This window comes from Burkholderia sp. BCC1998, assembly GCF_905339875.1.
Lineage (GTDB): Bacteria > Pseudomonadota > Gammaproteobacteria > Burkholderiales > Burkholderiaceae > Burkholderia.
Window position 1 is genome coordinate 1 of sequence record NZ_CAJPHE010000049.1, and the last position, 9,832, is coordinate 9,832.

A 9,832-nucleotide genomic window follows, 5' to 3' on the forward strand; every position below is an offset into this window, starting at 1 on the left:
CCGCGGCACGATGTCGAACGGAATCAGGCGCTCGGCGGCCTGCGCGTCGCCGTACACGGCGAACGTGATGCCGGTCCTGCGGAACACGCCTTCCGCGTCGTGGGCCTTCTGGGCGAGGCTTGCAGGGTTCTGCGTGTCGAGCCATGCCTTGACTCGCGAGTAGGGCGGGCGAACCTGATCGCCTGCAAGCATTTCGTCAAACGGTGCCATTGAATTTTCTCTTTTTCTGCGAGACGGCCTGCATCGGGCCGCAGGCCGTCCCCCAAATTGCGCGTCGGCTTAGTTGTCGCCCTTCTCGAGCACTTGCCGTGTCAGCGTGACCGACGGAATCGTCGGCTTGAGCAACCCACGGCGCGCGCGGCTGCTCAACCACTTCCAGCCGGCCACGAGCAGCAGTGCGACCAGCGGGATCGACGCGATCGTCCACGTCCCGTTCGGGTAGTCGAACGCCATCAGCACCAGCACGCCGAGCAGGAACAGCAGCGTGAGCCACGATGTGACGGGCGCGCCCGGCATCCTGAACGGCACGTCGTCCACTTCGCCGCGCCTGACCGCGGCGCGGAACTTCATCTGGCACACGACGATGAAGCCCCACGTGCTGATGATGCCGAGCGACGCGATGTTCAGCACGATCTCGAACACGCTCGACGGCACGAGATAGTTGAGCAGCACGCCGACCACGTAGATCGCGACCGTCACCAGAATGCCCGCGTACGGCACGGATTGCGCGCTCATTCGGCCGAGGAACGCCGGGGCCGAGCCGCCCATCGACAGCGAACGCAACACGCGCCCGGTCGAATACAGGCCCGAGTTGAGGCTCGACAGCGCCGCCGTCAGCACCACCAGGTTCATCACGGAGCCGATGCCCGGCACGCCGAGCGCGCCGAAGAACGTGACGAACGGGCTCTGGCCCGCCTTGTACGCGCTCCACGGCAGCAGGCAGACCAGCAGAACCACCGACGCGACGTAGAAGATCGCGATGCGCCAGATCACGTTGTTGATCGCGCGCGGTAGCACCTTGCGCGCGTCCTTGCATTCACCGGCGGCCGTGCCGACCAGCTCGACGCCCGCGAACGCGAACACCACGCCCTGCACCAGCACCAGCGCCGGCATCAGTCCGTGCGGAAAGAAGCCGCCGTTGTCGGTGATCAGATGCATGCCAGTGTCGCGGCCGGCGACCTGCACGCCCGTGCCGAGGATCAACGAGCCGATCGCGAGAAACAGCACGATCGCGGCGACCTTGATCAGCGCGAACCAGAACTCCATCTCGGCGAACCACTTCACGCCGATCAGGTTCATCGTCGCGACGATGCAGAGCGCGACGAGCGCGAAGATCCACTGCGGCACGGCCGCGAACGGCGCCCAGTAATGCATGTAGAGCGCGACGGCGGTGATGTCGACGATGCCGGTCATCGCCCAGTTCAGGAAGTACATCCAGCCCGCGACGAACGACGCCTTCTCGCCGAGGAATTCGCGTGCGTACGACACGAAGCTGCCGCTGCTGGGGCGATGCATCACGAGTTCGCCGAGCGCGCGCAGGATCAGGAACGAGAACGCGCCGCACACCAGATAGACGATCGCGAGCGACGGCCCGGCGGCCTGCAGACGGCCGCCCGCGCCGAGGAACAGACCGGTGCCGATCGCCCCGCCGATCGCGATCATCTGCACCTGTCGATTGCCGAGGGTCTTGTGGTAGCCGGCTTCGTGCGATTCGAGCCAGCTGCGTTTGTCGGTTTCGCCGGTTGTCGACGGTTCGGGAATCGATGCCATGACGGTATCCTCGTGCACGGATGTAATTGGATTCATCCCGATCGCGCGACGATCGGGACCACCGGTACCGGAGGATCAGGGTGCGGAATCAAGCGCACCCATCCTGATTGCGATTCACCGATCTTGGCGAAAAGCGCGGTATGTCGCGAACTTATTCAGCCGTAATTCCCTTCACAAACAGAATGCGAATTTGGACTAGGCCTGTTCGAATTCCTGCATATGGGCCTCGGCCATCGCGCCGCAAAGTGCGTCAGCCTGCTCGTCGCGTGCGACGCCGCATATCGCGCGGGCGTGATTGTCGGTTCGATTTTTCTATTTCCACTTCCGACCGGGATTCACGCTGGTTCAGGGTCACTTCGGCTCGACGCGGCTGCCGTGCGTGATCGAGATCGGCTGCGCGGCACCGCGCGCGATGACGTCCGGCCGGCATTGCCTCAAGCATCAGTGTGCAAAGAGATCGCGACCGACTATCGTGTGATGGACGCGCGCGCTGCGCGGATTTCGCGATGCGCTACGCACACTGGCATTTCTCTCTTGCGTCGGCCCGATCCGGCAGCACTTCGCGTTGCCGGGACATCAGATGAACGCGGTATGTCGTCGCGCCATGCTCAAAGAACGCCTCGCCACATGGCATGGTTGGACTGACTCTCCCGCAGCCAACCAAGTAATCTGATAAGGATAACTACTCTTGAGGAAGGCACGTAGCCTGCGCTTGTCGACTTGACATAGCCGTAGCAAGACGCTGCCGCGTACGCATCAGGCCGGTTGCCCGCCGCCGTCGCTCGCCGTTGCCGGCCCCGCATCGATCGCGACGCGATTCTTGCCGTCGCGCTTCGCGCGGTACAGCGCGCGGTCGGCGGCTTCGATCAGCGACGTCATCGGCGTGCCGGCCGCCGGCACGACGCTCGCGCCGCCGATGCTGATCGTCACGTAGCGGCCGGTCGACGAATGCACGTGCTCGAGCCGCAGCGCTTCGATCGCAAGGCGAATCTTCTCGGCGAGCAGGCGCACGCCGCCCGGCGACGTGCCCGGCAGCACCACCGCGAATTCCTCGCCGCCGAAACGCGCGGCGAGATCGCCCGGGCGGCCGAGGCAGCTTTCGACGGTCGAGGCGACCCGCTTGAGCACGTCGTCGCCCGACACGTGGCCGTACGTGTCGTTGTAAAGCTTGAAGTTGTCGACGTCGATCATCAGCAGCGACAGCTCGCTGCGTTCGCGCGCGCCGCGCCGCCATTCGGCGTTCAGGTATTCGTCGAGATAGCGCCGGTTCGACAGCCCGGTGAGCCCGTCGGAATGCGTGAGGCGGCGCAGTTCGAGGTTCGCTTCGAGCAATTGCTGCTGCGATTGCCGCAGTGCGCGGTAGGCTTCGTCGCGCTGCAGCAGGTTGACGTACGAGCGCGAGTGGTAGCGGATCCGTGCGACGAGCTCGATGCGGTCCGGCAGCTTTACGAGGTAGTCGTTCGCGCCGGCCGCAAACGCGGCGCTCTTGATTACCGGTTCTTCCTTGGTCGACAGCACGATGATCGGCACGTCACGCGTCGCCGGATTCGCGCGGTATGCCTTCACGAGGCTCAATCCGTCGGTGCCGGGCATCACGAGGTCCTGCAGGATCACAGTCGGCCGCGTCTCGATCGCGGTCGCCAGCGCGTCGTCCGAGCGCGGGCAGTAGTGGAAGTCGATGCGGTCCTCGTCGGCAAGCGCGCGCCGCACGGCCTGGGCGACGATCGTCTGGTCGTCGACCAGTAGCACCATCACCGGCACGTCGGTCGCCGGCGGCACCTGCAGGGTCGCGCGCGCGGCTTCGAGCGCCGCGCCCGCGCCGTCCGCGGCGGACGTGCCGTTATCGTGGCCCGGGCGTCGCGTGGAGTCACTAGTCATGTCGACACCCGTTGTTGCCATTGCTGTCACGCAAGTCCATTTCATTCAGTTCCCGACGAGCGCCGCCAGTTCGCCCGCAATGCGCTCGAGCGGCAGGATCGCGCGCGCGGCGCCGAGCGTCGCGGCGGCTTTCGGCATTCCGTAGACGGCGCTCGTCGCCTGGTCCTGCGCGATCGTATGGTAGCCCTTCATCCGCATCGCCTTCAGCCCGATCGCGCCGTCGCGCCCCATCCCGGTGAGCAGCACGCCGATCACGTCGCCGGGCCAGTGCTCGGTCACGCTGCTGAAGAACACGTCGACCGACGGCCGGTACGGCGTCTCGGCCGGCTCGCGCGTGTATTCGAGCGTGCCGGCGCGCGTGATCCGCAGGTGGTCGTTGGTCGCGGCGAGCAGCACGAACGACGGCTGCGGCCGGTCGCCTTCGCGCGCGATGCGCACGTTGAGCGGCGTTTGGCCGTCGAGCCATTGCGCCATGCCGTCCGCGAACGCCTGGTCGACATGCTGCACGATCACGATCGGCGCACCGAAATCGGTGGGCAGCGCGCCGAGGATCGACGCAAGCGCGGTCGGGCCGCCGGCCGACGCGCCGATCGCGACGAGCGGCCCGCCGTCGCCGCGCGCCGTCGTGCCGGCGGGGCGGGCGGCGCCCGCCGGCTTGTCGAGCAGCCGGCCGATCTGGTCGATCTTCGCGAGCAACAGCTGCGCGGTGTCGCCGTTCGCGCCTGCGCCGAGCCGCGGCGTATCGACTGCGTCGAGCGCGCCCGCGCCCATCGCCTCGTACACGCGCCACGCATTCGCGCCGATGCTGCTCGTCACGATCAGGATCGCGCACGGCTTGCCCGACGACATGATCCGCCGCGTCGCCTCGACGCCGTCGAACTTCGGCATGATCAGGTCCATCAGCACGACGTCGGGCGGTTGCGCGGCGCAGAACTCGACGGCCTGCGCGCCGTCGGTCGCGACCCACAGCACGCGGTGCTCGGGCCGCCGCGCGACCGCGCGGCGCAGCGCCTCGACGGCGAGCGGAAGGTCGTTGACGATGCCGATGTTCACGGACGGGCTTCTCCTATCAGGTCGCGTACGGCGTCGAGCAGGGTTTCGTCGTGGAAGCTGCTCTTCGCCAGGTAGTAGTCGGCGCCCGCGTCGAGTCCACGGCGGCGGTCCTCCTCGCGGTCCTTGTACGACACGATCATCACCGGCAGCGATTTCAGCGCGGCATCGCGCTTGATCAGCGTGACGAGTTCGATGCCGTCCATGCGCGGCATGTCGATGTCGGTCACGACGAGATCGAAATCGGCGCCGCGCAGCGCGTTCCAGCCGTCCATCCCGTCGACCGCGACGGTGACGGCATAGCCGCGCTTTTCGAGGAGCTTGCGCTCCAGTTCGCGTACCGTCAGCGAATCGTCGACCACCAGCACATGGCGGCGCCGTGCGACGGCCGTGTGCTGCGCGCGCTGCACCTTGTCGAGCTGGCCGCCGCGCACGAGCTTGTCGACCGAGCGCAGCAAGTCCTCGACGTCGATGATCAGCACCGGTTCGCCATTCTCCATCAGCGCGGCCGCCGCGATGTCCTTGACCTTGCCGAGCCGGCGGTCGAGCGGCTGGATCACCAGCATGCATTCGCCGCGGAACCGGTCGACGGCGATCCCGTACGACTCCCATTCGTCGCCGATCACGACGGTCGCGACGCTGTCGCCCGCCTGTTCCGGCGACGGTGCGCCGAGCAGCTGGTGCGCGGTGACGAGCCCGACCGGGCGGCCGTCGAAGCGGAAATGCTGCTGGCCTTCGAGCGTGTCGATGTCGGCGCGCGCGAGTTCGAGCGTGCGGCGCACGTGCGCAAGCGGGATCGCGTACGCTTCGCCGCCGACCTCGACGAGCAGGCTGCGCACGATCGACAGCGTGAGCGGCAGTTGCAGCACGAAGCGCGCGCCACGGCCCGGCTCGGTGAAGATCCGCACGGTGCCGCGCACGGCCTTGACCATGTCGTGCACCGCGTCGAGGCCGACGCCGCGGCCCGACACATCGGTGACGCGGTCGCGCATCGAGAAGCCGGGGAGCAGCAGGAAGTCGAGCAGTTCGAGGTCGGACAACCGCGCGGCCGTGTCCGCGTCGGCGAGCCGGCGCCGCACGACGCCTGCACGCAGCGCGTCGAGATCGATGCCGGCGCCGTCGTCGCTGACGGAGATCAGCAACTGGCCCGCGCTGTGGCGCGCTTCGAGCGTCACGCTCGCTTCGGCCGGCTTGCCGCGCGCGATGCGCTCGTCGGGCGTCTCGACGCCGTGGTCGAGCGCGTTGCGCAGCAGGTGGCCGAGCGGCGCGTCGAGCATGTCGAGGATGTCGCGGTCGACCTGCGTCGTTTCGCCGACGATCGCGAATCGCACGCGTTTGCCGAGCGAACGTGCGAGATCGCGGACGATGCGCGGATACGCGTGCGTTGCGTCGCCGAACGGTCGCATCCGGCAGCGCAACGCTTCGTCGTAAAGCTGCTGCGCGAGATGCGTGCTGCGGCGGTCGAAGCGGTCGAGCTCGTCCAGGCGCGCGCCGAGCTGCAGCTGCAGGTTGCCGAGCCCCTGGCGCACATCGTTCAGCGACGCGAGCGCGGCCGGGTCGAGCCGCTCCGCGAGCGTTTCGACGAGCACGTCCAGCGAGCGCGCGACGTCGCGCTGCATCCGCTTGATGCGCAGGATCGAGCCCGTGAACGGCTTCAGCCAGTGCGATTCGACGAGCGATTCGCTGGACAGGCTCAACAGCTGGTCGAGCTGCTCGGCGCGTACGCGCAGCATCCGCTGCGGATCGTGCCGGGGGGGCGGTTGGGTGTGCAAAGGCGGGGCGTCGGGCGCGACGGCATGCAAGCCCGGCGACGGATCGGCCGGCGGGTGGCGCGGGGGGCCGTCGCCGGTGCGCGGCGATATCGAGACAAGGGCGGTATCGTCGGGCGCGGAGCCGATGTGCGGCGCTGCGGCGCCTGGTTCCGGCGCGGGTGGTACGGGCAGTGTAAGCGGTGTGAGCGACACCGCGCGTTCGGCGCGCTCGTCCGACGCGTCGGTCGGACCCAGTGCGGCCAGCGCGTCGATATCCGCGCGCGAGATCGCCGCCGCCGGATCGGCGTTGCCGACGCGCAGCAGCAGGTCCACGCCATGCAGTAGTGCGTCGATGTGCGCGGTCGTCAGCGTCAGCTCGCCACGCTGCGCGGCGACGAAGCATTCCTCCATCGCGTGCGCGACGTCGACGCCGTCCTGCAGGTCGACGATGCGCGCGGCGCCCTTCAGCGAATGCGCGGCGCGCATGCACGCTTCCAGCGCGGGCGCGTCGCCGGGCGAATGTTCGAGCGTCAGCAGGCCACTCGCGAGCGCCTGCGTCTGCGTGTGTGCTTCGTCGCGGAACAGGTCGAGCAGCGACAGGCGCATCAGGTCGTCGTCGGTGCTCATCGCAGGCTCCTCGCAAGCGAGTCGAACACGCGATCGGTGTCCAGCACGCCGATCGTTGTATCGCGCCACGCGAGCAGGCCGCGCGTGTGCATCGCGGCCGCGTGGGTGAGCGTCGTCGGCACCGGCAGCAGCGCATGCGCCGCGAAGCGCAGCACGCCCTCGACCTCGTCGACGGGCAGCGCGACCGCGTCGCCGCGATGCTCGACGACCAGCATCCGCGCATACGCGTTGCGCGACTCGTGCGGTCCGGTTGCGTTGCGTTCGAGATTCAGCAGTACGCTGAGGGATGCTGCGATCGTCAGCGTGCCGCGCACGTTGACGAGCCCGAGCACGGCGCCGTCGCGCCGGTGCGGCAGCGAATGGATCGGGCGCGGCCCGTCGACCTGCCGCAGCGCGGCGGCGGGCAGGCCGAGCCATTCGTCGCCGACGCGGAACGCGAGCGCGGACTGCTGCGCTTGCGCATCGTCGGCAGATGCGGCGGATGCAGTGAGTCGTGCATCCGCAGGGGCGGGCTGCGAGGTGCTGCGTGCGGCGCGCGCCGTTTCGGCGAGGTCCGCGTCGGTGAGCGGCCGGTCGAGCAGCTTCCCGGCCGCGTGTTCGAACACCGGGCAGTTCAGGCAGCGGGTGTGCACGGCAAGCCGCGGGCACGAGCCGTCACCTCGCGTGCCGATGAGATTCCAGCAATCGTCGACGGCCCTGGCCGGAGCGCGATCGTCACGAGCGGCGTGGGTCATGGGTTCCGCCCGGTTCGCTGGTCCGGTCCGCCGTCGGCAAGGCTGACGCGCCGCGCGCTTGCCCTCTGCGCACGCAGCATCAGTTGCCGGGCACCTGCCGCGTCACCTGCCGCGTCGCGCAGCGCGGCGAGATGGGTCAGGGCCTCATAGTGAGCCGGGTCGAGATACAGCGTCTTGCGATAAAAATCCTGCGCGTCCGCATCGAGGCCGCGCGCATCGGCGATCAGGCCGAGCAGGTAGAACGCGTCCGCGTCGGGGCCGTGCGCGAGCGTGAATGCGTGCGCGGCGCGCTCGGCGTCGTCGAGGCGGCCCGTGTCGGCGAGCCGGCGGGCGTCGGCGAGCATGGGCGCCGGGGCGGCGGGTGCGCTCGGCGCGGCATCCGCGGCATCGGGCGCCGCGTGCGCGATGCGTGTCGCCGGCTGCCGCTGTGGCACGGCCGGCGGGCGGTGCAGGGTTGCCGTTGCGAAATGGTTTGCCATGGAGGGTGCCGCCACCGGGTGCCGGGGCGGCAACGTCTGCGGCGCCACCGGCTTCGCAGATGCCACAGACAAGGTGGGCGGCCGCTCGCCATCGTTCGCGCCCGTGGCCGGAGCATCAGCCTGCGCCGCGCGATGGAACGCGAACGCGAGCGGAATGCGCGCGGGCGCCAGCGCATGCCGCATCATCAGCCCCGTCTCGGCCGGGCCGACGAAGATCGTGCCGCCGTCCGCGAGTTGCCGCTCGAGCAGCCGGATCGACTGGTCCTGAGCGTGTCGGTCGAAATAGATCAGCACGTTGCGGCAGAAGATGAAGTCGTAGCGCGTGTCCGCGTCGAGCGGCAGGTCGAACAGGTTCGCCTGCACGAAGCGTACCGGTTCGCGCACCCGCGGGTCGAGCTGCCAGCCGCCGACCGTTTCGCTGAAATGGCGGTCGCGGAATTCGAGCGGGTGGCCACGAAATGCGTTGCGTCCGTAGACGCCGGCCCGCGCCCGCTCGATCGCGCGTGCGCTGATGTCGATCGCGTCGATCGCGAAGCGTGACGGGCCGATGCCGGCGTCGAGCAGTGCCATCGAGATTGAATACGGCTCCTCGCCGGTCGAGCACGGCACGCTCAGCACGCGCAGCGTGCGCGCCGGCTCGCGCACGAGCCGCACGTCGGCGATCCGCGCAAGCGCGACGAATGCCTCGCGGTCGCGGAAGAACCACGTTTCCGGCACGACCAGCGTTTCGATCAGCGCCTGCCGTTCGTCCGCGGACGCATTCAGCCGCTGCCAGTACGCATCGATCGCGTCGCCACCGGCGGCCTCGGCGACGTCGTCCGGCATGCCGCCGGCGGGCCGCGGTGTGTCGGGCGCGTCCGGTGCATCGGCCTGCGTGACGCGTGCGCGTTCGGCAACCGCGCGCGCGAGTGCACGATTGCCGAGCGTCGCCGCATCCATCCCGGTTTCACGCGCGAGCCACGCTTCGAATCGAGGGTCGTTGGCGTTCATCATGGCCATCATCCGGCAAGCGCCTGCGCGGGCGGAAACAGCAATGCGCGCGCGTCGTCATCGAGCATCTGCTTTACGTCGATCCGCTGCACGAATCCCGTCGCGTCGGCGACGACCGGCCCGAGCCAGCGCGCGTGCGGCGTCGCGATCCCGCTGTCGGCGAATTGCGCGGGCGCGAACTCGCGCACCTGCGTCGCGTGCTCGACGATCAGCCCGAGCCATCGATCGACGCCGTCCGCCTCGTGTTGCTGCGCATAGCGCACGACGACGAGCCGCGTCGATCGCAGCGCGTGCGCCGCGCGCCCGAGCGCGAGCCGCGGCACGTCAATCACCGGCACCAGCTTGCCCCGGTGATCGATCACGCCGGTGAGCCATGGCGGCGTACCCAGCATCGACTTCACGGGCGCGAGCGCCAGCACCTCGACGATCCGCGTCGCATCGAGCGCATAGCGTTCGCCGTCGAGTTCAAAAAGTAGGAAGAGCATCGTGTCGTCCGCACGAAGGCCGCGTGCGTCAGCCGTCGATCTTGAAGCGCGACACGCCGGTGCGCAGG

Annotated in this window: 7 protein-coding genes and 1 pseudogene; all 8 read right to left on the reverse strand. The window is 68.9% G+C overall.

All coding sequences use genetic code 11. The annotated features are described in order from the left end of the window. Positions 1–210: pseudogene (locus tag U5A56_RS36415) on the reverse strand (circularly permuted type 2 ATP-grasp protein); the annotation flags it as partial. A gap of 69 nt (positions 211–279) precedes the next feature. Then, on the reverse strand, positions 280–1,770 hold the full coding sequence (gene ansP / locus U5A56_RS36420) for an L-asparagine permease (RefSeq protein ID WP_321804490.1): 1,491 nt from the start codon (positions 1,768–1,770) through the stop codon (positions 280–282). Positions 1,771–2,526: 756 nt separating this feature from the next. Continuing rightward, on the reverse strand, positions 2,527–3,648 hold the full coding sequence (locus U5A56_RS36430) for a diguanylate cyclase (protein ID WP_321927306.1): 1,122 nt from the start codon (positions 3,646–3,648) through the stop codon (positions 2,527–2,529). Positions 3,649–3,693: 45 nt separating this feature from the next. Further along, complete coding sequence (locus U5A56_RS36435; RefSeq protein ID WP_321812946.1) at positions 3,694–4,701, reverse strand: chemotaxis response regulator protein-glutamate methylesterase; 1,008 nt, start codon at positions 4,699–4,701, stop codon at positions 3,694–3,696. After that, complete coding sequence (locus U5A56_RS36440) at positions 4,698–7,076, reverse strand: hybrid sensor histidine kinase/response regulator (RefSeq protein WP_321927308.1); 2,379 nt, start codon at positions 7,074–7,076, stop codon at positions 4,698–4,700. The genes U5A56_RS36435 and U5A56_RS36440 overlap by 4 nt, the downstream gene beginning before the upstream one ends. After that, positions 7,073–7,810, reverse strand: coding sequence for a chemotaxis protein CheW (locus U5A56_RS36445; RefSeq protein WP_321927311.1), 738 nt, complete (start codon positions 7,808–7,810; stop codon positions 7,073–7,075). The genes U5A56_RS36440 and U5A56_RS36445 overlap by 4 nt, the downstream gene beginning before the upstream one ends. After that, the gene (locus tag U5A56_RS36450; protein ID WP_321927314.1) at positions 7,807–9,279 is read right to left on the reverse strand and encodes a protein-glutamate O-methyltransferase CheR; all 1,473 of its coding nucleotides are present in this window, start codon (positions 9,277–9,279) and stop codon (positions 7,807–7,809) included. The genes U5A56_RS36445 and U5A56_RS36450 overlap by 4 nt, the downstream gene beginning before the upstream one ends. 8 nt (positions 9,280–9,287) lie before the next feature. After that, positions 9,288–9,764 (reverse strand): chemotaxis protein CheW, encoded by a 477-nt coding sequence (locus tag U5A56_RS36455; RefSeq protein ID WP_321927312.1) that lies wholly within the window; start codon positions 9,762–9,764, stop codon positions 9,288–9,290. Positions 9,765–9,832 lie beyond the last annotated feature (68 nt).

Bases quoted from the DNA above. Each gene is read 5' to 3' on its own strand.
- U5A56_RS36440 (WP_321927308.1), bottom strand. From the start codon at position 7,076: ATGAGCACCGACGACGACCTGATGCGCCTGTCGCTGCTCGACCTGTTC.
- U5A56_RS36455 (WP_321927312.1), bottom strand. From the start codon at position 9,764: ATGCTCTTCCTACTTTTTGAACTCGACGGCGAACGCTATGCGCTCGAT.
- ansP (WP_321804490.1), bottom strand. From the start codon at position 1,770: ATGGCATCGATTCCCGAACCGTCGACAACCGGCGAAACCGACAAACGC.
- U5A56_RS36445 (WP_321927311.1), bottom strand. From the start codon at position 7,810: ATGACCCACGCCGCTCGTGACGATCGCGCTCCGGCCAGGGCCGTCGAC.
- U5A56_RS36430 (WP_321927306.1), bottom strand. From the start codon at position 3,648: ATGACTAGTGACTCCACGCGACGCCCGGGCCACGATAACGGCACGTCC.
- U5A56_RS36450 (WP_321927314.1), bottom strand. From the start codon at position 9,279: ATGAACGCCAACGACCCTCGATTCGAAGCGTGGCTCGCGCGTGAAACC.